Here is a 19,824-nt window from a genome sequence, read left to right as displayed (position 1 = left end):
CGGTCCGGCGCCGTCACTATGATCCGTCGATGATCACACGAAAGCGACTGGCGGCCGGTCTGTGCGGCCTGCTGGTCACCCTGACGGGCGGCCTCTCCCCGGTGGCCGCCCGGGCCGACGCCGGGGAACCGGCCGCCAAGGAACCGCCCAAGGTCGAACTGGTGCTGGACGTCAGCGGGTCCATGCGGGCCCGCGACATCGACGGCCAGTCCCGGATGGCCGCCGCGAAGCAGGCGTTCAACGAGGTGCTCGACGCCGTGCCCGACGAGGTGCGGCTCGGCATCCGCACCCTCGGCGCCGACTACCCGGGCAAGGACCGGAAGGAGGGCTGCAAGGACACCCGGCAGCTCTACCCCGTCGGCCCGCTCGACCGTACGGAGGCCAAGGCCGCCGTCGCGACGCTCACCCCGACCGGCTGGACGCCCATCGGGCCCGCGCTGCTCGGCGCCGCGAAGGACCTGGAGGGCGGCGACGCCACCCGCCGGATCGTCCTCATCACCGACGGCGAGGACACCTGCGCGCCCCTCGACCCGTGCCAGGTCGCCCGGGAGATCGCCGCCAAGGGCATCCACCTCACCATCGACACGCTCGGCCTCGTCCCGGACGCCAAGACCCGCGCCCAGCTGATCTGCATCGCCGAGGCCACCGGCGGCACGTACACCTCCGTCCAGCACACCGACGAACTGTCGGACAGAGTGAGCCAGTTGGTGGACCGCGCCGCCAAGCCGGTGCTCACGCCCGTCGCCACCGAGGGCGCCGACGGCTGCGCCAAGGCGCCCGTCCTCCAGCCGGGCCTGTACACCGACCGCGAGACGTTCGGCCAGCACCGCTGGTACCGCGTCGAGGTGCTGCCGGGCCAGGAACTGCGCGCCTCGGTGAGCGTCGCCGCCGACCGCGCTGTCCACCGCGACTACGGCGTCCTGCTGCGGGCCTCCACCCTCGCCGGGCGCGAGATCGTGCGCGGCGAGGCCGCAGGTGACGGCCGTACCGACGTCATATCGACGGGCCTGCGCTACCCGAAGGCCGACATCGGGGGCGCCGACACCGACGGGGACACCAAGCCCGCCGCCGAGACGGTCTGCCTGCGCGTCAGCAACTCCTTCTCCGCCCCCTCCGGCGTCAAGACCACGCCAGGCCTGCCCGTCGAGCTGAGCGTCGCCGTCGTCGACGGCCCCAGCGACGCGGGGGACACCGCCTTCTTCGGCCTCGGCCGGGGCTGGTGGATGCTCGGCGCGCTCGTCGTCGCCGGGTTCCTCACCGGACTGCTGTGGGGCTGGATCTCGCGCTGGCGCGTCACCGTCTGGAGGACCAACTGATGCGTACCGTACGGACCTCGCGCACCGCCGCAACCGCCGCCCTGCTCGCCGGGGCGGCCCTGCTGGGCGGTCTCGCCGTACCGGGCACGGCCGCCGCCGCGAGCCCCACGCCCACCACGGCCGCGACGGACGGTGAGGCGCCCGCGCCGACCGAGGCCGGTACGTCGTTCCGCGCGGCCACCGCCGTCAGCCCCGGCCAGCGCGCCACCGCCCAGGCGTCCACGGGCGACTACCTGTACTGGCAGTTCCCCGCCGACACGGGAGACCGGGCCACCGTCCGCGCCACGGTCACCCTGCCCGAGACGTCCGCCCGCAGCGCCGCCGCGACCTGGCGGATCGACGTGTACGACGGGCTGCGCCGCCGTCAGGCGTGCACCCACGGAAGCGACGCGCGGGCCCTCGCGGCGGACGCCCGCACGGTCACGCTCACCTGCCACCTGCCCACCGTGCGCGGCTGGGCCGAGCCGTGGTCGAACGACCCGCTGCCCGGCGCGTACTACGTGCGCCTCACCGCCACCCGCCTCGCCGCGACCGACATCGGCCTGCCCTTCGACGCGGCGCTCGACGTCTCCGCCGAGGACGCGGGCGCCGCCGCGGACGTGGACGGCCGCCTGTCCGAGCCGCTGGTCCAGGGCTCGTCGGCGACCGTGGAGCCCGAGGACGGCTGGGCGTCCGGCTGGTGGTCGGCGCGCTGGCTGTGGACGGCCACCGGAGCCGCGCTCGCCGCCCTGGCCGGCATCTGGGGCTACACCCTGACCCGTGGCAACGGCCGCCCGGGGGTGCCCGGCAGGCCGTGACCACACGGCACGGACACGGGGCGGCGGCCGGGCACCTCACGGACCCGGCCGCCGCTTCCGTACCCGGCCCTCAGCGGTACAGCGCCTCGACCTCCGACGCGTACAGCTTCTCGATCGCGCGCCGCTTCAGCTTCAGCGACGGGGTCAGCAGCCCCTGCTCCTCGCTGAACGGGTGCGCCAGTATCCGGAAGGTGCGGATCGACTCGGCGTGCGAGACCAGCGTGTTCGCGGCGATGACCGCCCGGCGGATCTCCTTCTCCAGCGCCGGGTCGCGGACCAGCTCCGACGCGGGCATCGGGCCCCGCCGCTGCATGGCGAGCCAGTGCTCGACCGCCTCCGGGTCGAGGGTGACCAGCGCCGCGATGTACGGCCGGTCGTTGCCGACCACGACACACTGCGCGACCAGCGGATGCGACCGTACGCGGTCCTCCAGCGCGAGCGGCGCCACGCTCTTGCCGCTCGTCGTCACCAGGATCTCCTTCTTCCGCCCGGTGATCGTCAGATAGCCGTCCCCGTCCAGCGACCCCAGGTCCCCGGTGGCGAGCCAGCCGTCACGCAGCACCGCGTCCCCTGCGGCCGGGTCGTTCAGGTACCCGGAGAAGACGTGCGGGCCGCGCAGCCACACCTCGCCGTCGTCCGCGATCCGCACCGACGTGCCCGGCACGGGCCGCCCCACCGTGCCGTACCGGGTCCGCTCCGGCGGGTTCGCGGTCGCCGCCGACGACGTCTCCGTCAGCCCGTACCCCTCGTACACGGTGATGCCCGCGCCCGCGAAGAACAGCCCCGTACGCCGGTCCATCGCCGAGCCGCCCGACATGGCGTGCCGCACCCGCCCGCCGAACGCCTCGCGCACCTTCGCGTACACGACCTTGTCGAAGAACTGGTGCCGCACCCGCAGCGCCGCCGAAGGGCCGGGGCCCAGCCTGAAGTCCCGGTCCTCCCGCGCCTCCGCGTACCGCACGGCCACCTCGACCGCCCGCTCGAAGACGCCGCCCTTCCCCTCTGCCTCCGCGCGGCGCCGCGCGGAGGCGAGGACCTTCTCGAAGACGTACGGCACGGCCAGCACGAACGTCGGCCGGAACGCCGCCAGGTCCGGCAGCAGCGCGCCCGCCGCCAGCTGCGGCTGGTGGCCCAGCTTCACCCGGCCCCGCACCGCCGAGACCTCCACCATGCGGCCGAAGACATGCGCGAGCGGCAGGAACAGCAGCGTGGACGCCTCCTCGCCCGGCTTGGAGCGGAACACCGGCTCCCAGCGGCGCAGCAGCGTGTCCGACTCGAACATGAAGTTGCCGTGCGTCAGCACGCACCCCTTGGGGCGGCCGGTCGTCCCGGAGGTGTAGATGACGGTGGCGACGGACTCCGGGGTGACCGCCCGCCGGTGCCGGTGCACCACCTCGTCGTCGATCCGCGCGCCCGCCGCTACCAGCTCGTCCACCGCCCCCGTGTCGAGCTGCCACAGCCGCTTGAGGTGCGGCAGGCGGTCCACGACGGAGCCGACCGTCATCGCGTGGTCCTCGTGCTCGACCACGCACGCGCTGACCCCCGCGTCGTGGAGCATCCAGTGCACCTGGTCGGCGGATGACGTCGGGTACACGGGCACGGGCTGCGCGCCGACGGTCCACAGTGCGAAGTCGAACAGCGTCCACTCGTAGCGCGTACGGGACATGATCGCGACCCGGTCCCCGAACCGCACGCCGTGCGCGAGGAGCCCCTTGGCGAGGGCCAGCACCTCGTCCCTGAACGCCCCCGACGTGACGTCGCGCCACACCCCGGACGCGTCCTTCCGGCCGAGGGCCACCCGGCCGGGCTCGCTCCCGGCGTGGTCGAACACGGCGTCGGCCAGCCCGCCGACCAGCGGAGCCGCCGCCAGGGGCGGGACTGTCAACTCGCGCAATGGCCTGCTCCTTGTGGCGCTCAGCACAGCGGAGAGTGACGGTACCGGACGGAGAGTTCCGGCGGGAGCGTCTTCGTGAAGTCTGGACACATGTCATCTCCACTGGTCAGACCGGTGCGCACATGGTCACGGGGGCCGGGAGAGAGGCGGGCCGCCGACTGCCCGGCCGACGGCGACAGGGGAATCTCCACCGAATCCGTACGCCACGGCCACAGGAGGGATGGCCGAAGAGCGCCGGTGCGCCGCGGGCCGTACCGCCTGCCGCCGCGCACCCACTCTCGCCGGGCAAGATCACGGCGGCTACGGTGAGGGCCATGCCCGTACCCGTGCCCGTGCCACCCACCCGGTCCTTCCCGCCCCCGCGCCTTCCCGGAGGGGCGCGGTGACGCGCGGCTGGATACGTCCCGGGGCGTCCCGGCCGTGCTCGCTCGTCGTGTGCCGGGGCTGCTGCTGCGGTGACCCGCGCAAGAACCCGGGCACGGACCACGCGGGCCAGCTGGAGCGGCTGCGGCAGGCCGCGGCGGCGTCCGGCGGGAGGCTCGCCGTCCGTACGAGCGACTGCCTCGGCCCGTGCGGCCAGGCCAACGTCGTGGTCGTCCAGCCGTCCACCGAGGCCCGGCGGCGGGGCGCCCGCGCGGCGTGGATCGGCTGGGCGCTGGACGACGACTGCCTGGACGACATCCTGGCGTGGGTGGAGGCGGGCGGGCCGGGCATGGCCGAGCCCCCGGCGACGCTCACCCTCCAGATGATCGACCCCCCGACGCAGGCCGGCAGCCGATCCCGCTAGCGCGGGCACGGGCGGCGGCGGGACGGCACGTACGGGGGAGGGGCCGGGGGCGTACGGACGGCGGCCACGGCCCGTACGCGGCGACGACCGGGGGTCAGCCCGCCACCAGAGGACCGCCGTCCGAGGCCAGCAGCCGCTCCTCCCCCGCGTACACGTTCATCGACCCGCCCCGCAGGAATCCGACCAGCGTCAGCCCGGTCTCGGCGGCCAGGTCCACGGCGAGCGACGACGGCGCCGACACGGCCGCCAGCACCGGGACGCCCGCCATCACCGCCTTCTGCGCCAGCTCGAACGACGCGCGGCCCGACACCATCAGCACCGTCCCGCCCAGCGGCAGCCGCCCCTCCCGCAGGGCCCTCCCGACGACCTTGTCCACGGCGTTGTGCCGCCCCACGTCCTCCCGTACGTCGATCAGCTCACCCGACGGGGAGAACAGGGCCGCCGCGTGCAGCCCGCCGGTCCGCTCGAACACCTGCTGCGCGGCCCGCAGCCGGTCCGGCAGCGCGGCTAGCACGTCCACCCCGACCCGTACCGGCGGGCCGTCCGCGAGCGTGAACCGGGCGGTCGTGCGCACCGCGTCCAGGCTGGCCTTGCCGCACAGCCCGCACGAAGACGTCGTGTAGACGTTCCGCTCCAGCGTGATGTCCGGCACCGGCACGCCCGGCGCGAGCCGCACGTCCACCACGTTGTACGTGTTGCCGCCGTCGTCACGGGCGCCCGCGCAGTACGCGATGTTCCGCACGTCGTCCGCCGAGCCGAGCACGCCCTCGCTGACCAGGAACCCGGCGGCGAGCGTGAAGTCGTCGCCCGGCGTGCGCATGGTGACGGCGAGGGGCTTGCCGTTCAGGCGGATCTCCAGGGGTTCCTCCGCGACGAGCGTGTCCGGCCGGGCGGACACGGCCCCGTCCCGCACGCGGATGACGCGCCGCCGTTCCGTGACCCGTCCCATGTGCCCCGTCCCCTCGTCCTGTCCGTACCAGTACTGCCCGGAAGGCCATTGTCGTCCACGGCGCAACCCACGAACCGGTAGGCGGCGATGTGGCGGACCCTCCAAGAGGCGGGCGTGAATGCTGTGGGATCACGCGACGGGTTACCCATGAGTCGCTGACCAGACTTGGGGCTCTTGACCACCACCCACCAACCAGCCGAGGGGGTCCCCGGGCATGACGGGCACTCGTATCGCCGCGCTCGGGCACTACCAGCCCGCCAAGGTACTCACCAACGACGACGTGGCGAAGCTGGTGGACACCAGCGACGAGTGGATCCGCAGCCGCGTCGGCATCCGCACCCGCCACATGGCGGGGCCGGACGAGCCGGTGGACGAGATGGCCGCCCACGCCGCCGCGAAGGCCCTGGCCTCCGCGGGCCTGATGCCGACGGACATCGACCTCGTCCTGGTGGCCACGTCCACGGCGATCGACCGCTCCCCGAACATGGCCGCGCGCGTCGCCGCCCGCCTCGGCATGGGCTCCCCGGCCACGATGGACCTGAACGTCGTGTGCGCCGGGTTCACCCACGCCCTGGCCACCGCCGACCACGCGGTTCGGGCCGGCTCGGCGCGCCGCGCGCTGGTCATCGGGGCGGACAAGATGACGGAGATCACCGACTGGACGGACCGCACGACGTGCGTCCTGGTCGGCGACGGGGCGGGCGCGGCGGTCGTGGAGGCCGCCCCCGACGGCGCCCCGGGCATCGGCCCGGTCCTGTGGGGATCCGTCCCGGAGATGGGTCACGCCGTACGCATCGAGGGCACCCCGCCGCGCTTCGCCCAGGAGGGCCAGACGGTCTACCGCTGGGCCACCACCCAACTCCCGCCCATCGCCCGCCAGGTCTGCGAACGCGCGGGGATCGCCCCGGAGGACCTGGCGGCGGTGGTGCTGCACCAGGCGAACCTCCGCATCATCGAACCGCTCGCCCGTCGCATGGGCGCGGTCAACGCGGTCGTTGCCCGCGACGTCACGGAGTCCGGCAACACCTCGGCGGCGTCCATCCCGATGGCCCTGTCGAAGCTGGTCGCCCGAGGCGACGTACCCCCCGGCTCCCCGGCGCTCCTCTTCGGCTTCGGCGGCAACCTGTCGTACGCAGGCCAGGTGATCTACACCCCGTAGCGGCCGCCCTCACGCTCCGTAGCCACGCCGCAAACCGCCCGGGCACCCCACCTGACCACGGGATATGAGGGTGAAGGGCACCTCAAACCCCTGGTAGAGTTATCCATGTCGCCGCGGGGAACACCCCGGAAGCGACAAACACACCTAGTCCGGGTGGCGGAATGGCAGACGCGCTAGCTTGAGGTGCTAGTGCCCTTTATCGGGCGTGGGGGTTCAAGTCCCCCCTCGGACACTCACAGCAACAGGTCCCGTCCTTCAGGCCGGGGCCTTTCTGCTGTCCCGGCACTTCGACGGGGCGCGGCGCGGCTCCGACCACGCTCGCGCCCGCCGTCAGGCGCCCGAGAGCGGGGCGGTGGTGATGCGGGCGGTCCAGGCTTCGGGGCGGGCGACCGCACTCGGACCAGGCCAGGGGGCGGCGTGGTCGTGGAGACCCCGGATCAGGGCGGTGACGTGGGCCGTGGCGGCGGAGCTGGCCTCCAGCGGGGGCGCCGTGGGCGGTACGTCGGGGAGTCGGCCGCAGACCGTGCCGTCGTCCGCCGCGAGGCCGAAGCGCCAGCCGTCCGGGGGCGCCGGCAGGTCGAGGGGCCTCGGCGGGCCGAAGCGGCCGCTGCTTCCTCTGTCGTCTCACCGTGAGACCCTCCCCTGGCCTCTTCCCCTCCGGCGTCCGGCGCCTACGGGAACGCCCGGGTGCGCCGGGCGGCGGCTGGTCGCGCCGATGACCGTCAGTTGCGTTGATCCGTAGGGCGGTCGGCCGTCACCAGGTAGTAGTCGAGGAGGCCGTCACGGTACGAGCGGAGGAAGTCGCGCGGCCAGGACACGCCCAGGTGGAGGCCCTCCAGGTACCGGTCGAGACCCGGCCACACGGACGCTCCGAGCGACACCGCCCGTACGTCCGCCAGTCCCGCGGCCGCCAGCGCGCCGGTCAGCGCCCCCACCGGGCGAGCCACGTCGAGACCGGACGCGAAGCTGTCGAGCCGTACGGCCAGCTCCCGCGCCGCCTCCGGGCGCGTCTCGTCGCCCGGTACGAAGAACGACGCCACCGCCGCACGGCCGCCGGGCCGCAGCACGCGGGCGCACCCGCGCGCGAACGCCTCCAGGTCGCGGAAGTGCTGGGCGGCCTCCACCGAGTACACCTGGTCGAACTCGGCGTCATCGAACGGCATCCGCTCGGCCGCGCCCCGCACCAGCCGCAGTCGCCAGGGTGTCCCCGCGAGCAGCGCGGCGTTGGCACGGCGGGCCCGGTCCAGTTGGTCCGGGTGGATGTCCATCCCGGTCACCGAGTCGTACGGGTACTCCTCCAGGGCCAGCGCGCAGCCGACGCCCAGCCCGCACCCCACCTCCAGTGCCCGGCCCCGCCGCCGCCCGTTCCCGTCGGGTCCCAGCGCGTCCAGGACCCGCCGGTACAACTGCCGTTCGCTGCGCACCCGGTCCTCGACGGTGAGCGGGCCGTCCGGACGGATGCCGTCCCAGTAGCCGAAGTTGATGAATCCGCCCCGGAACACGGGCGCCGAGCTGAGGTCGTCCGGCCCGTACACCGCGCGCACCGCCGAAGGGACGGCCCCCGGCCGGGTCTCCTCCGTGTCGTCAGCCGTCATGTGTCCACCATGCCCGCCGCACCTGTCACGAACCCCAGTTGACGATCGACGCGGTGCGGTCGCCCCAGCCGAAGCGGGACAGGTCCGGGGTCGTGCAGCCCTTCGGGGCGAAGAACTCGTTGCCCTGCCAGTCGAAGGCGTCGAACAGCGACACGTCGAAACGGCACCAGCTCAGCGACGAGATCACGTCGTTCCAGTTCCGTGTGCCGAGGAAGCCGCGCGACAGCCGGCTCAGGTTGGGGTAGCCCAGTCCCGGGCCGAGGCACTTCACGTCGCCCTGTTCACCGGCGTCCTCGAAGAAGCACACGCGCGCGTCGAGGGCGGTCGGGTTCGAGACGCAGATCTTCTCGAAGGAGGCACGAGCCCGTTCCGCCTGCTCCGGGGTCAGTTCCTCGTACGCGGTGTCCACCCGGCGTACCGCCTCCAGCATCAAAGCGCGGTCGGTGAACGCCGCCAGGACCGTGTCGTTACCGCGCCCGAGCGGGGTCAGGTGCAGGGGCCCCGCCAGGTCGGCGTGCATCCGCTCCTCGTCCTCGACGGGTTCCCCGTCCAGGACCAGCGGCACCGCCGCCTCGAACAGCCGGACGAGGCCCAGCGGGGCCCGGTCGGCGAACAGGTCCCGCGCGGCGGTCGGGGACAGCGGCTGAGGCTCCTCGTCCGGTGCGGTGCCCTCCTGCGGGCCCGCCGCACGGTCCGTGCGCTCGCCGGTCCGGTCGATGCCGTCGATGTCCCGGTGCGCCATGGCCGCCCACCTCCGTCCCTCCGTCCCGTCCAGGCTATGCCCGCCCGCCCGACCGCGCCTGTGGACATGGAGGCCTGCCCGTAGGGGGTTTCCGGCGCGCCCGTCGTCGGGGCCGGTCTACCCGCGGGTACCGGTCTCGGCCGTATCCGTAGGGGCCCGCTTCCTCCCGTATACGGAGCCTCTGCCGCGCCCGTGCTCCCGGCGCCCGTAAGGGAGGGCCCTTGGGGGCCGGCGCACCGCACCCGTAGGGGGCCGGGTCCGTTCCGTACGGGATCCTCGTGCTCAGCCGCCCGGCGCCGTCCCCTCGACGCGGGCCGCCAGTGCGTCGAAATAGCCCCGGCTCACGGCGGCCGGGTCCACCCTCTCCGGGTCCAGCAGCCACAGCAGACGGACGCCCTCCAGGAACGCCGCCGCCTCCGCCGCCAGAATCTCCACCGGCAGGTCCGCGCGTGCCGAACCGTCCGCGACGGCCCGCCGGAACACCTCCGCCAGCCGCGCCCGCAGCGCCCTGTTGCGGTCGCGGAACCAGATGTGCAGCGCCGCGCCCGGCTCCAGGTTCTCCGCGGTCAGCGTCGTGTGCAGCGCGGCCAGCTCCCGCTCGGCGGCCGCCGTGTGCTCCACGTCCCGTACGAGCCAGTCGAACGCCTCCCGTACGGTCGGCCGCGCCGCCGGGGTGGCGGACAGCCGCTCCAGGGCCCGCCGGTCCGCCTCCTCCAGTACGGCCCGCAGCAGGCCGTCCTTGCTGCCGAAGTGGTGGATCAGGGCGGACGCGGTGACCCCGGCGCGCTCGGCGACGGCGGCGACGCCCGTGCCCCGTACACCGTTCCGCGCGAAGAGCGCGATCGCCGCATCGACCATCGCGCGGCGCCGCTCCACGCCCCGCCTCTGCACCTGTCCCTTGACCCCTGCCATGCGGAACAGGTTGCCGGGGCGCCTTCCTCCGCGTCCAGCCGGGACGGAACCCGCCCGCCGCCCTCGGGACGGCGTCTGGAACGCTGGCTCGACGCGGCCGGAAATCGATGGCGCGCGCCCCACCGCCGCCATTAGCTTGAATGACCATGCAGGAAAATGAGCGCGGGACCGAGAAGGACCGCTTCGCGGGGGTCGAGCGCATGGTGCCGGCCGGGGAACTCCAGCTCTGGACCGAGGAGTTCGGCGACCCGGACGACCCGGCGGTACTGCTCGTGATGGGCGCCGGCGCCCAGGGCGTGCAGTGGAACGACGGGTTCGTACGGAGGCTCGTCGCAGGTGGCCGCCGCGTCATCCGCTACGACCACCGGGACGCGGGCCGCTCCTCCACCGTCGACTTCGCCACCCGTCCGTACACGGTCGCCGACATGGCTGCCGACGCGCTCGCCGTGCTCGACGGCCTCGGCGTCGAACGGGCCCACTTCGTCGGCGCCTCCCTCGGCGGTGTCATCGCGCAGCGGCTCGCCGCGACCCACCCCGACCGGATGCTGACCCTCACCGCCCTCGCCTCGACGCCGCTCGGCACCGACATGGCCGACATCGTAAGCCGCGCGATGACCGGCCAGCCGTCCCTCCCGGGCCAACTGCCGCCGCCCACCCCCGAACTGCTCGCCCTGCTCGCCTCGGCGCCGCCGCGCGCCACGAGCCTGGAGGGGCACATCGCCTCGCGGATGCCCCTGTGGCGCCTTCTCCACGGGCCCGAACTGCCCTTCGACGAGGAGGAGTACCGGGCGATGGAGACGCGCGTGTACGAGCGGGCGCGTGACCTGTCCGCCGCCCTCAACCACACGCTCGCCGGGGCGGCCGGTTTCGGTGCCGCCGAGGTACTGGCCGGTGTGGCGGTACCGGTCCTCGTGCTCCACGGCACGGCCGACCCGATGTTCCCCTTCGCGCACGGCGAGGCCCTGGCCGCCGCGATACCCGGCGCCCGGCTCGTCCCCCTGCCGGGCATGGGCCACACCCTCCCGTCCCTCCTGGACGGCCGACTGGCCGAGGAAGTCCTGCGGCACACGAAGTGAGCCGGGGAGGGGGCCGGGGAACCCAAGGGGCCGTGGGGTCGCGTGGTCTGTGGGCGGGCACGGGGGGCGGCCGGGAGACCGGTGACGGGAGGCGGGTGCGGCGGGCAGGGAGCCACGATGAGGTGATAAACCGGATATGTCCGACCCTCCCGCGCCCCCGCGCCGCCGCCCCACCGAAGGAGATCCGAAGCGATGAGCGACGACCTTCCCGAAGGCGCCCCCGGCCCCGCGCCCCACGACCCCTACGGGAGCCCGGTGCCCCACCCTGACGCGGGCCCCGCTCTCGGCCCCGACACGGCGCCCCTGCCCGGCCCCGCCCCGATCGTCGTGCTCGGCGTCGTCCCGGCCGACCCGCCGTACCGCGTGGTGGAGATCAGGGGCGATGTCGTCGGCACCGCCCACGACCTGGTGGACGTGATCAGGATCGCCCACCAGGCGGGGCTGACCCATGTGGACCTGGACGACCCGGCCGTCGTCCGGTGGGTCGGCGGCGGCAAGTACCACTGGGTGCCGCGCACCTGACGCGACCGGCGCGGAAACCAGGGGCGGGGCGGCGCCGGGGCGTGTGAGGATCGCGGTATGCGAGAGACGGGGGACATACGGATCGACGCCGTCCCGATGGGCGCGACCGACCACGACGGCCGCGTCCGGGTGACGGCCGGGGGGCGGATCGGGGTCTGGGCGGACGACCGGGTCGACGTGTACGAGCGCGAGGCGTTCCTCGCCGGTGCGCGCGAGGCGGTCGCCGGGTGGGCGCTGCCGCCCGGAGCGCGGGTGGAGCCGACCGCCGACGGCGGGTTCGTCGTGGCGGAGGCGTCCCGCGTACGGGCCGTCACCGGCGACGGGGAGACGCGCTGGGAGCTGCCGCACGACGCGTGGCACGGCGGCCGCCGCCCGCCCGGCGCGCCCGGGGCCCCGGCGCCCAGCCCGTGCGGTCGGTTCGTCGCGGCGACGGTGCCCACCCTGCTGCCCGAGGAGCACGCGGGGCGGGCGATCCTGCGGTACGACGAGCCCAAGCTCGCCTACGGCCGGGACCGCCTGCTCCTCCTGGACGCGCGGACCGGGGCCGTCCTGGCCGAGCGGCCGGTCGCGGCCGTGTCCGGGGCGGCGGACCTGAAGTGGCGCGCCGACGGGGCGGTGCTGGCGGCGTCGTTCTGGACGGCCTGGTACAGCTGGGCCGGGTACTGGATGGAGCCCGCGCCCGGGGCGCTGCGCGTCCTCGGGGCGGGCGGGGACCGCCACCAGGTCGTCGCGTTCGTCCCCGGCTCGTCGCGGGTGGTGACCCTGCGCCGCGCCGAGTTCATGAGCCTGGACGACGAACGGTACGAACTGGCCCTGTACGACGCGGGCGACCCGTCGCCGCGCGCCGAACTGGACCTGAACGACCTGTCGTGGGACGTCGAGAACGACGACTTCACGCACGCGTACGCCATCGACGCCCGCCACCTCCTCCTCACCGGGGACTGGGCGCCCCGGGGAGGTGCGGTCGAGCCGACGCACTGGCTGCTCGCAGCCGACTCGCTGCGCCCCCTGGGCCGGCTGCGCTACCCCCGCGCGGTCGGCGACGGCACGTGGCTCACCCACGACTCCGGGCACCTCCACCGCTGGCGGCTCGGCTTGAGCGGCGAGCCGCCGACGGCGGACGGGATCAGGGCGCGGCGGTGAGGTGCGCCTCGGTGGCCCTCTTGTCGATGCCGAGGCCGCTGAACAGCCCGTCGCCGTTCTCGTACTCCAGCTGGGCGAGCAGCAGGTGCTCGGGGCCGACGTACTGGTGCCCGAGGCGCAGGGCCTCGCGGAACGCCAGCTCCAGGACCTTCTTGGCCGCCTGGTCGTACGGAACCAGGGACGGCGGCTCGTCGGCGGCCGGGGGCAGCGCGCCGGTCGCGGCACTCCGTACGGCGTCCGGTGTCACCCCCTGCGCGGCGATCGCCCGCACGGCGGCCGTCTCAGGCTCGCTCAGCAGGCCCAGGACCAGGTGGGGGAGGCCCAGCTCGGCGCTGCGGGCCTCCTGCGCGGCGGTGTGACCGGCGACGACGACGTTCCGGGCGGCCTCGTCGAACCGGCTGAACCCCTGGCTCGGGTCGAGCTCCGTCGGCTCGCCCGGGTCCTTCGGCACGAACCGCTTCTGCGCCGCCTGCCGGGTCACGCCCATGCTGCGGCCGATGTCCGTCCACGACGCGCCGGAGCTGCGCGCCTGGTCCACGAAGTGCCCGATCAGGTGGTCGGCCACGTCGCCCAGGTGGTCGGCGGCGATGACGGCGCTGGAGAGCTGGTCGAGCGTGTCGTCGTGGGTGCTCTTGATGGCGTGGATGAGGTCGTCGAGGCGCACGGGGACGGTGACGTTCTCGCGTTTCGTCATGCGTCAACCGTAGGTTGACGCTCCCCGAAACGTCAACCGTCAGTTGACACGTATGCGCTTCGGGCCGGTCGCGGTCGTCGGGCGTCGGCTGACGGGTTCCGGGTGGTGTCAGGTGAGGGCGAACCGGAGCTCCGGCCGCTCCCAGGTCACCTTCGGCGGAGCCGGGGGAGCCGTGCCCACCCGTTCGGCGCCCATCCGCCGGTAGAACCGCTCGGCCGGAGGGTGCGACACGACCCGCACCTCCGTGAGGCCGGCCGCCCTCGCCTGATCGAGCATGTGGTCGAGCAGCAGTCGTCCGATGCCAACGCCCTGCGCCTCGTCCGCCACGAACGCCAGGTCCAGCTCCGCCGGGTGCAGGATCAGCGCGTAGAACCCGAGCAGCCGGGCGCCGTCCACGGCCGCGAAGACCTCGTGGCGGCGGATGTACTCCGGCGTGACCTGGTACCCGGCGACCATCGGGGCGTACATCCCCCGGTACGCGCCGGACCCCTGGACCATCGAGCTGAGGTGCGCCGCGTCCTGTGCGGTGGCGCGCCTGATCGTCATGGGCTGCATGGCGGCAGTATAGGGGTGAAGTGAGGTAGCGCCTCTTACTTGGGTGGGTCGTTCGCGGTCGTCGGCCCGGATCGCGTGCGGACCGCGTCCGCGTGTGCCGGACGGAGGGGTGCGTGCGGGTGATGCCCGCTGACGCGTTGTCGGAGGTGCCCGCTACAGTGCCGGTGCGCATGCGTGTTCGAGCGCGTGTGGCGGAGCGGAGGGGAAGGCCATGCACACGCGACTCAGGGATCTGGCCGGGGAGTTGGCGGTACTCCTGTGGCGGGAGCACACGCTGTACCGCGAGCGGTCGGGCGGTGTCGTCATCCGGGGCGAGCACGTACGGCGGTGGATCAGCCTGTCGCCCCGAGGCACCCGCGACGACGTGCTCATCCGGGCGGGCCGCATCCTCGACGGCGGCACCACCGCGCCCGCCCGCTCCGAGGTGGTCGTGAGTCTCTCCGCAGGCCGTGACGAACTGGCCGCCGTCTGCCGCCGCCTGCTGGCCGAGGCGGCCGCCGACGCCGAGCCGTCCAGGGCGGTACGGGCCGAACCCGCCCGCGCCAGTGGCCGCACCGGGCGGCGCGGCGGCCGCGGCAGGGACGGCGGTGACGGCGCCCCCGGGGGCCGTACGGGCAAGTCGCGCGCGGGCAAAGGCCGTTCGCGGCACACGAGCCTGACGTCCTGGCTGATCCTCCTGGGCGTGATGGCCCTCGTCGGCGTGTACGCCTACCACGTCTCCGCCGCGTACCGCTGACCCGGCGCCCGCCTGCCGTCCGCTGCCCGCCTGCGCCCGTCGCCTAGTGCCGGCCAGGCGCGTGCCGTCGGCGACCCCGCGGCCCGGTCGCGGGCGGCGGCGCGGTGCTGGAGCGGACCACCAGCTCCGTCGGCAGCTCCACCGGTAACCCGTCCGGTGGCTCGTCCGCGGCCGACCGCACCAGCAGGGCCAGCCCGGCCGCGGCCATCCCGTCCAGCGGCCGCCGTACGGTCGTCAGTCCCGGCACCGCCCACCGGGCCTCGGGCAGGTCGCCGTACCCCACCACGGCCATGTCGTCCGGCACGCGCAGGCCCCGCTCGGCGAGCGCCTCGTACACGCCCGGCGCCCACGCGTCCGAGCCGACGCACACGGCGGTCGGCGGCTCGGGCAGGTCCAGCAGTTCCAGCGTCCGCAGCCGCGCCCACCCCCTGTCCGGCCAGGCACGCCCGAGCGCCTCCGCCGGGTCCTCCGGCGCGACCGGCCCCGTACGGCCCCGGCTCCGTGTGCCGCCCGCGCCCGCGTCGGCTGTCCCCGGCCCCGTACGGCCTCCCGTCCCGCCGGGCCCCGCGCAACCCGGCCCCGTACGGCCTCCCGTCCCGCCCGGCCCCGCCGCGTCGGGCCCCGCGCAACCGGGCCCCGGTCCGCCCGCCCCCGTACAGCCCGGTCCGCCAGGCCCCGCGTCACCTCGACCCGCCAAGTCGGCTGCCGCGCCCGCGCTGTGCCCGCCCGGCCGTGTGCAGCAGCCCTGGGACCCGGTCGAGTCCGGCGCCTCGCCCGAGCCTTCCGCGTCCCGCCCCCCGCGCGTGTCCGCGTCCCGGTCGCCCGGCCCCGGGTGGCGTACGTACTCGGGGCGGGCCCGCAGGCCGGCCGCCGCGAGCGCCTCCCGCCAGCCCGCCAGCCACGCGGACCCTGACCGTCCCGGCGCGTGCCCCGCGACCGCCGCGACGCGCTCGTGACCGAGCTCCAGCAGGTGCTCCGCCGCCGCGCGCCCGCCCGTCCGGTCCGCCGCGCCGACCCACACCGTGCCCGGCGGCGGCTCCTCGCCGGGGTCCACCAGCACGTACGGCACCCGGTGCCGGTTCAGCCAGGCGGCCTGGGCCGAGCTCGGGCCGTCCCCGTGGAACAGCACCCCGGCCGTGCCCCTGGCGACCAGCCGGTCCAGCCGGTCGCGCCCCAGGTGCCGGCCCGCCGACACGACGACCTCCAGGCCCTCCGCGTGCGCGGCCCGCTCCACCCCGCGCACCACCGCGGCGCCCGGGCCGTCCATCGCCGACAGCACCAGGTCCACCATGCCGTGCGGGCCCGTCGGCCCCGACCGGCGGCGCCGTACGTAACCGAGCCGGTCCAGCACCTCGTTGACCCGGCGGCGGGTCTCGGGCGCCACGTCGTCCCGGCCGTTGACGACCTTCGAGGCGGTCGGCACCGACACGCCCGCTTCCCGGGCGACCACCGCCAACGTGGGCCCGGCGGCGCTCGCCGCACGCGTCATGGCGATCCTCCGACGGTCGCAGTAAGCGCTTCCTATCCGCTTCACACCCTAGGCGCGGCCCAAGTCGCCGGGAAGACCCGTGCGTTGGCCGTGATCGCTTTTCACGCGCGTCCGGTGCTACCCCCGCAGCCGCTCCGCCACGGCGGCGATCGCGTCCGGGCCGACCCGGCAGCAGCCGCCGATCAGCCGCGCCCCCGCCGCCCGCCACTCCTCCGCCCGGTCGGCCGAGAACGTGCACGGGCCGTACCAGCCGCCCGCCGCCGCGTCCCACGCCTCGCCGCTGTTCGGGTACACGACCACCGGCTTGCCCGTCACCCGCGCCGCCACCTCCACCGCCCGCGGCGCGTCCCCGGGGGCGCAGCAGTTCACCCCGGCCGCGACGATCTCGTCCGCGTCGGCCAGCAGCCCGAACGCCTCCTCCAGCGGCTGGCCCGCCCGTGTCCGCTCCCCGCTGACGGTGTACGACAGCCAGGCCGGTACGCCCAGGCCGCGCACCGCCCGCAGCAGGGCCCGCGCCTCGTCGGCGTCCGGCACGGTCTCCAGAGCCAGGATGTCGGGCCCGGCCGCCGCCATGGCCTCCAGGCGCGGCCGGTGGAACGCCTCCAGGGCGGCGACGCCCAGCCCGTACCGGCCCCGGTACTCCGACCCGTCGGCGAGCATCGCCCCGTACGGCCCGGCGGACGCGGCCACCCACAGCGGCCGTGCCACCCCCGCCCCGCGTGCCTGGCGGGCAGCTTCGCGGGCCAGGTCCACACTGAGCGCCAGCAGCCGGGCGGCGCGGTCGTGGCCGATGCCCCGGCGGGCGAACCCCTCGAAGGTGGCCTGGTAACCGGCGGTCGTCACCACGTCGGCCCCGGCCTCGTAGTACGCCCGGTGCGCCGCGACCAGCGCCTCCGGTTCCTCGGCGAGCAGCCGGGCCGACCACAGGTCGTCGCCGAGGTCGTACCCGGCGGCCTCCAGCTGGTTGGAGAGCCCGCCGTCGAGCACGAGCGCGGCGGCGGGGGAGGCGAGGACGTCGGCGAGCGGGGGAGCGGCGGTCGTCATGCCCGTGACCGTAGACGAACCCGCCCCCACGCACCCGCGGAGCCCGCCCGCACACGCGTGAAGGCCGACGCGCACGCCGGTGCGGCCGTGTCAGAGGCGCGACCCCACGTCCGGCACCGTCCACGCCGGGGCCGTGCCGGTGAGCTGGCAGACCATGAGGTACAGGGGGATGGGCGGGGTGTAAGGGGACGTCGCGCCCAGCCGCCGCATCAGGCGCGGGCGCCGGTCGGGGACGTAACCGCCGGGCGCGTAGCAGGCGGGCAGCGGCCAGCGCAGGTCCGCGTCCGAACCGGCCGGGACGAGCCACCACCACCAGTCGGAGTCGGCGAACACGCATCCGTTGCCCGGCAGCCTGCTCAGCAGCCGCATCCCGTGCCGCGCGGGCACGCCGACCGCGTCGCAGCCCAGCGTGGCGGGCAGGTGCGGCGGCGGGGTCAGCTGGACCTCGCCGAGCGACTCCTCGCGGGGCGCGCCGTCCCCCCGGCGGCCGTGCGGTGCCGTCCCGCCGTGCGGGACGTGCGCGGACAGCAGGGACACCATCGACCTCAGCATGGTTCCGCCGTGTCGTGGACCAGCTCCGCCCAGACGACACGCCCCGCCCCGTGCCGCGTGTCGTGGCTGCCCCAGGCGCTGCACATGGCGTCCACGAGCAGCAGCCCCCGGCCGCACTCCTCCCGGTCCGCCGTGCGCAGCCGCGGCCCGGTCACCCGGCAGCCCTCGTCGTGGACGGCGATCCGCACGTGCTCGCCCCGGTCGCGCAGCTCGCACACGACGCGGCCGCTCGCGGTGTGGACGACGGCGTTGGTGAACAGCTCGGAGACGACCAGCTCGGCCGTGTCGCGCACGTCGCCGGCCAGGCCCCACATCGTGAGGCGCTCCACGACGAGCCGGCGGGCCCTGGCGACGGACTCGGCTCGGGCGGGCAGCTCGAACGCGAAGCGGCGGACGTCCGGCGTGTGGACCGGGAAGGCGTGCGCGTAGGGGCGCGGGGTCAGCGGCAGGCCCTGGGGCTGTGTACTGGGGGTCACCGGTCGAGCGGCTATGAGCTGGGGGGTGAGCGCATTACCAGGTGCCACGACCGATTCCTCACATGGGAGCGGCGCCGTACGCCGCATCTCCCCGGGGCAGAGCGCGCGGCAGCCGCGTGAACTGGTTCACCGACTGGTTCATCGGAATACTTTCCTCCCGTCGAGGACACTTGGCAAGAGGCACTGTGAAAATTGCAGAGTGCTGTGTTCTCTCTGGCCGTCACATGGCACACTCAACGAAAAAGCGCGTGGGAGGTCAGAAGTGAGCGAGCCGCGGTCCGCCCCCACGGTGGGACAGGTCGTACTGGGCAGGAGACTCCAGGATCTTCGGGAGCGGGCGGGGCTGAAGCGGGAGGAAGCCGCCAAGGTCCTGCACGTGGCCCCGGCGACCGTCCGCCGGATGGAGACGGCCGAAGTGGCCCTCAAGATCCCCTATGTGCAGCTGCTCCTCCAGGCGTACGGGGTCGATCCCGACGAGGCGGCCGGTTTCGTACGGCTCGCCGAGGACGCCAACAAGCCCGGCTGGTGGCAGCGGTTCCACGACGTGCTGCCCGGCTGGTTCAGCATGTACGTCAGCCTGGAGGGCGCCGCGAGCCTCATCCGCGCCTACGAACCGCACTTCGTCCCCGGGCTCCTCCAGACCGAGGACTACGCCAGGGCCGTGCTGCGCGCGGGCGCCGTCGGCCAGGTCAGCCCCGAGGACATCGAGCGCCATGTCGCGCTGCGGATGGAGCGGCAGGGGCTGCTCACGCGCGACGACGCCCCGAAGTTCTGGGTCATCATGGACGAGACGGTGCTGCGGCGCCGCCCGCCCGGCACCGGTCCCGCGCTCATGCGCGCCCAGCTCGACCGGCTGGCCGAAGCGGCGGAACTGCCTCATGTCACCCTGCAGGTGGCCGAGTTCGCCACGGGGCACCACCCCGGCACGTACGGCCCCTTCGTCCTCTTCCGGTTCGCCGTGCCCGAACTGCCGGACATGGTCTACAGCGAGTACCTGACCGGCGCCGTCTACCTCGACGCGCGCCCCGAGGTGGCCTCCCACCTCGAGGTCATGGACCGCATGGCGGCGCAGGCCGCCACCGCACAACGCACGAAGGAAATCCTCCGGGCTTTCCGCAAGGAGCTGTGAATGGTTCGCATATACAACGGCATGCCCGCCGCCGACCTCGGCGCCGAGGGGTGGCACAAGCCGTGGAGCGGCGGCAACGGCGGCAACTGCATCGAGGCCATGAAGCTGGCCGACGGCAGGGTCGCGGTGCGCCAGTCCGCCGATCCGGACGGCCCCGCCCTCATCTACACCCCCGGGGAGATCGCCGCCTTCATCCAGGGCGCCAAGTCCGGACAGGCCGACTTCCTCCTCACCTGACCCACAGTCATACAGTGTCG

At 74.7% G+C, this 19,824-nt stretch carries 21 protein-coding genes and 1 tRNA gene; 11 read left to right on the top strand and 11 right to left on the bottom strand.

Features of this window, described 5'->3' with window-relative positions:
- Nucleotides 1-29 precede the first annotated feature (29 nt).
- Both J116_RS02960 and J116_RS02955 read left to right on the top strand, forming a co-directional pair.
- Nucleotides 30-1,316 (top strand): VWA domain-containing protein, encoded by a 1,287-nt coding sequence (locus tag J116_RS02960; RefSeq protein WP_023590845.1) that lies wholly within the window; start codon nt 30-32, stop codon nt 1,314-1,316.
- Complete coding sequence (locus J116_RS02955; RefSeq protein ID WP_023590846.1) at nt 1,316-2,113, top strand: hypothetical protein; 798 nt, start codon at nt 1,316-1,318, stop codon at nt 2,111-2,113. The genes J116_RS02960 and J116_RS02955 overlap by 1 nt, the downstream gene beginning before the upstream one ends.
- Before the next feature lie 70 nt (nt 2,114-2,183).
- Here J116_RS02955 and J116_RS02950 read toward each other — a convergent pair whose 3' ends face one another.
- Entirely contained in the window at nt 2,184-4,007 is a 1,824-nt protein-coding gene (locus J116_RS02950) for an AMP-dependent synthetase/ligase (protein ID WP_023590847.1), read from the bottom strand.
- Nucleotides 4,008-4,389: 382 nt separating this feature from the next.
- Between J116_RS02950 and J116_RS02945 the strand changes: the two genes are divergently transcribed.
- Entirely contained in the window at nt 4,390-4,794 is a 405-nt protein-coding gene (locus tag J116_RS02945) for a (2Fe-2S) ferredoxin domain-containing protein (protein ID WP_023590848.1), read from the top strand.
- A 94-nt stretch (nt 4,795-4,888) separates the two neighbouring features.
- On the opposite strand, the gene fdhD is transcribed toward J116_RS02945, so the two are convergent.
- Nucleotides 4,889-5,743: a formate dehydrogenase accessory sulfurtransferase FdhD gene (gene fdhD / locus J116_RS02940; protein WP_023590849.1), complete on the bottom strand. Its 855-nt coding sequence runs from the start codon at nt 5,741-5,743 to the stop codon at nt 4,889-4,891.
- Between the two features lie 214 nt (nt 5,744-5,957).
- Between fdhD and J116_RS02935 the strand changes: the two genes are divergently transcribed.
- Both J116_RS02935 and J116_RS02930 read left to right on the top strand, forming a co-directional pair.
- The gene (locus J116_RS02935; protein WP_023590850.1) at nt 5,958-6,902 is read left to right on the top strand and encodes a beta-ketoacyl-ACP synthase III; all 945 of its coding nucleotides are present in this window, start codon (nt 5,958-5,960) and stop codon (nt 6,900-6,902) included.
- Nucleotides 6,903-7,049: 147 nt separating this feature from the next.
- Nucleotides 7,050-7,134, top strand: a tRNA-Leu gene (locus tag J116_RS02930).
- 490 nt (nt 7,135-7,624) lie between these two features.
- Here the strand turns inward: J116_RS02930 and J116_RS02925 are convergent.
- The 3 genes from J116_RS02925 to J116_RS02915 form a co-directional block, all read right to left on the bottom strand.
- Complete coding sequence (locus J116_RS02925) at nt 7,625-8,497, bottom strand: class I SAM-dependent methyltransferase (protein ID WP_023590851.1); 873 nt, start codon at nt 8,495-8,497, stop codon at nt 7,625-7,627.
- A gap of 25 nt (nt 8,498-8,522) precedes the next feature.
- Complete coding sequence (locus J116_RS02920) at nt 8,523-9,239, bottom strand: hypothetical protein (RefSeq protein ID WP_023590852.1); 717 nt, start codon at nt 9,237-9,239, stop codon at nt 8,523-8,525.
- A gap of 282 nt (nt 9,240-9,521) precedes the next feature.
- Nucleotides 9,522-10,151 carry a TetR/AcrR family transcriptional regulator gene (locus J116_RS02915; RefSeq protein ID WP_023590853.1) on the bottom strand — a complete coding sequence of 210 codons (630 nt, stop codon included), beginning with the start codon at nt 10,149-10,151 and terminating at the stop codon, nt 9,522-9,524.
- Nucleotides 10,152-10,297: 146 nt separating this feature from the next.
- Here J116_RS02915 and J116_RS02910 point away from each other — a divergent pair, with 146 nt between their 5' ends.
- The 3 genes from J116_RS02910 (at nt 10,298) to J116_RS02900 (ending at nt 12,892) form a co-directional block, all read left to right on the top strand.
- Nucleotides 10,298-11,227: an alpha/beta fold hydrolase gene (locus J116_RS02910; protein ID WP_023590854.1), complete on the top strand. Its 930-nt coding sequence runs from the start codon at nt 10,298-10,300 to the stop codon at nt 11,225-11,227.
- Between the two features lie 192 nt (nt 11,228-11,419).
- Nucleotides 11,420-11,749, top strand: a complete 330-nt coding sequence (locus J116_RS02905) for a hypothetical protein (protein ID WP_023590855.1) — start codon at nt 11,420-11,422, stop codon at nt 11,747-11,749.
- 57 nt (nt 11,750-11,806) lie between these two features.
- On the top strand, nt 11,807-12,892 hold the full coding sequence (locus tag J116_RS02900) for a hypothetical protein (RefSeq protein ID WP_023590856.1): 1,086 nt from the start codon (nt 11,807-11,809) through the stop codon (nt 12,890-12,892).
- Here the strand turns inward: J116_RS02900 and J116_RS02895 are convergent.
- Nucleotides 12,876-13,586, bottom strand: coding sequence for a Clp protease N-terminal domain-containing protein (locus J116_RS02895; protein WP_023590857.1), 711 nt, complete (start codon nt 13,584-13,586; stop codon nt 12,876-12,878). The two genes, J116_RS02900 and J116_RS02895, sit on opposite strands and share 17 nt — an antisense overlap.
- A gap of 108 nt (nt 13,587-13,694) precedes the next feature.
- Complete coding sequence (locus J116_RS02890; RefSeq protein WP_023590858.1) at nt 13,695-14,141, bottom strand: GNAT family N-acetyltransferase; 447 nt, start codon at nt 14,139-14,141, stop codon at nt 13,695-13,697.
- A gap of 211 nt (nt 14,142-14,352) precedes the next feature.
- Between J116_RS02890 and J116_RS02885 the strand changes: the two genes are divergently transcribed.
- A complete protein-coding gene (locus J116_RS02885) occupies nt 14,353-14,877 on the top strand; it encodes a hypothetical protein (protein ID WP_023590859.1) in 525 nt (174 codons plus the stop codon).
- Between the two features lie 43 nt (nt 14,878-14,920).
- On the opposite strand, the gene J116_RS30690 is transcribed toward J116_RS02885, so the two are convergent.
- From J116_RS30690 to J116_RS02865, 4 genes are all read right to left on the bottom strand, one after another.
- Nucleotides 14,921-16,366: a LacI family DNA-binding transcriptional regulator gene (locus J116_RS30690; protein ID WP_023590860.1), complete on the bottom strand. Its 1,446-nt coding sequence runs from the start codon at nt 16,364-16,366 to the stop codon at nt 14,921-14,923.
- A 117-nt stretch (nt 16,367-16,483) separates the two neighbouring features.
- Entirely contained in the window at nt 16,484-17,410 is a 927-nt protein-coding gene (mmuM, locus tag J116_RS02875) for a homocysteine S-methyltransferase (RefSeq protein ID WP_023590861.1), read from the bottom strand.
- 90 nt (nt 17,411-17,500) lie between these two features.
- On the bottom strand, nt 17,501-17,950 hold the full coding sequence (locus J116_RS02870; protein ID WP_051204043.1) for a hypothetical protein: 450 nt from the start codon (nt 17,948-17,950) through the stop codon (nt 17,501-17,503).
- A gap of 5 nt (nt 17,951-17,955) precedes the next feature.
- Nucleotides 17,956-18,486 carry an ATP-binding protein gene (locus J116_RS02865; protein WP_028964726.1) on the bottom strand — a complete coding sequence of 177 codons (531 nt, stop codon included), beginning with the start codon at nt 18,484-18,486 and terminating at the stop codon, nt 17,956-17,958.
- A gap of 214 nt (nt 18,487-18,700) precedes the next feature.
- Here J116_RS02865 and J116_RS02860 point away from each other — a divergent pair, with 214 nt between their 5' ends.
- Nucleotides 18,701-19,567 (top strand): helix-turn-helix domain-containing protein, encoded by an 867-nt coding sequence (locus J116_RS02860; protein ID WP_023590864.1) that lies wholly within the window; start codon nt 18,701-18,703, stop codon nt 19,565-19,567.
- On the top strand, nt 19,568-19,804 hold the full coding sequence (locus J116_RS02855; RefSeq protein ID WP_023590865.1) for a DUF397 domain-containing protein: 237 nt from the start codon (nt 19,568-19,570) through the stop codon (nt 19,802-19,804).
- Nucleotides 19,805-19,824: the final 20 nt, after the last annotated feature.

Source organism: Streptomyces thermolilacinus SPC6 (genome assembly GCF_000478605.2).
Taxonomy (GTDB): Bacteria; Actinomycetota; Actinomycetes; order Streptomycetales; family Streptomycetaceae; genus Streptomyces; species Streptomyces thermolilacinus.
Note: the sequence above shows the minus strand (reverse complement) of the source record. Positions and strands in the feature narration are given on the sequence as shown.

Bases quoted from the DNA above. Each gene is read 5' to 3' on its own strand.
- mmuM (WP_023590861.1), bottom strand. From the start codon at position 17,410: ATGACGACCGCCGCTCCCCCGCTCGCCGACGTCCTCGCCTCCCCCGCC.
- J116_RS02855 (WP_023590865.1), top strand. From the start codon at position 19,568: ATGGTTCGCATATACAACGGCATGCCCGCCGCCGACCTCGGCGCCGAG.
- J116_RS02925 (WP_023590851.1), bottom strand. From the start codon at position 8,497: ATGACGGCTGACGACACGGAGGAGACCCGGCCGGGGGCCGTCCCTTCG.
- J116_RS02900 (WP_023590856.1), top strand. From the start codon at position 11,807: ATGCGAGAGACGGGGGACATACGGATCGACGCCGTCCCGATGGGCGCG.
- J116_RS02920 (WP_023590852.1), bottom strand. From the start codon at position 9,239: ATGGCGCACCGGGACATCGACGGCATCGACCGGACCGGCGAGCGCACG.
- J116_RS02915 (WP_023590853.1), bottom strand. From the start codon at position 10,151: ATGGCAGGGGTCAAGGGACAGGTGCAGAGGCGGGGCGTGGAGCGGCGC.
- J116_RS02960 (WP_023590845.1), top strand. From the start codon at position 30: ATGATCACACGAAAGCGACTGGCGGCCGGTCTGTGCGGCCTGCTGGTC.
- J116_RS02870 (WP_051204043.1), bottom strand. From the start codon at position 17,950: ATGGTGTCCCTGCTGTCCGCGCACGTCCCGCACGGCGGGACGGCACCG.
- J116_RS02890 (WP_023590858.1), bottom strand. From the start codon at position 14,141: ATGCAGCCCATGACGATCAGGCGCGCCACCGCACAGGACGCGGCGCAC.
- J116_RS30690 (WP_023590860.1), bottom strand. From the start codon at position 16,366: ATGACGCGTGCGGCGAGCGCCGCCGGGCCCACGTTGGCGGTGGTCGCC.
- J116_RS02885 (WP_023590859.1), top strand. From the start codon at position 14,353: ATGCACACGCGACTCAGGGATCTGGCCGGGGAGTTGGCGGTACTCCTG.
- J116_RS02955 (WP_023590846.1), top strand. From the start codon at position 1,316: ATGCGTACCGTACGGACCTCGCGCACCGCCGCAACCGCCGCCCTGCTC.
- J116_RS02910 (WP_023590854.1), top strand. From the start codon at position 10,298: ATGCAGGAAAATGAGCGCGGGACCGAGAAGGACCGCTTCGCGGGGGTC.
- fdhD (WP_023590849.1), bottom strand. From the start codon at position 5,743: ATGGGACGGGTCACGGAACGGCGGCGCGTCATCCGCGTGCGGGACGGG.
- J116_RS02905 (WP_023590855.1), top strand. From the start codon at position 11,420: ATGAGCGACGACCTTCCCGAAGGCGCCCCCGGCCCCGCGCCCCACGAC.
- J116_RS02935 (WP_023590850.1), top strand. From the start codon at position 5,958: ATGACGGGCACTCGTATCGCCGCGCTCGGGCACTACCAGCCCGCCAAG.
- J116_RS02895 (WP_023590857.1), bottom strand. From the start codon at position 13,586: ATGACGAAACGCGAGAACGTCACCGTCCCCGTGCGCCTCGACGACCTC.